Annotated in this window: 1 protein-coding gene; it reads left to right on the forward strand. The window is 54.0% G+C overall.

Annotation, left to right across the window (positions count from 1 at the left end):
* A partial coding sequence (locus AC5V8P_RS25975) for a condensation domain-containing protein (RefSeq protein WP_495474103.1) occupies positions 1 to 574 on the forward strand: 574 nt, incomplete at both ends.

Below are 574 nucleotides of genomic sequence, written 5' to 3' on the forward strand. Positions count from 1 at the left end.
GCGATGGAGACCACTTGTTGGTGGCGATCCACCATTTGGTAGTAGACGGCGTGTCATGGCGTATTTTGCTGGAGGATCTGGCATCCGGCTATGAGCAGGCTTTACGGGGCGAGTCTGTCCGCTTGCCAAATAAGACAGATTCCTTCCTCCTGTGGGCAGATCAGCTGTCAGCTTATGCGAACAGCACCGAGTTGGAGAAGGAACGTGCATATTGGGAGCAGGTGGAGGAAGCGGGGAAGAGTCTGGCATCCTTGCCTAAGAATTACACTCGTAAATCTGAGGCTAAACCACAGCTTCGCGATGATCGGACATTGACTGTAGCGTGGACGGTTGAAGAAACAGAACAATTCCTGAAACAAGCTCATCGGGCCTACCATACGGAAGCAAATGACCTGTTGCTGACAGCGCTGGGCACGGCTATTCAGGAGTGGGCTGGCCTCCGTCAGGTGCTTGTCAATCTGGAGGGGCACGGCCGGGAAGCGATTTTGCCAGATGTAGATATTACGCGTACGGTCGGTTGGTTCACCAGTCAATTCCCAGTTGTGCTGGATATGGGCGAGGACCGGAATGTGGG

The sequence above is a fragment of the Paenibacillus sp. N119s genome (assembly GCF_059447605.1).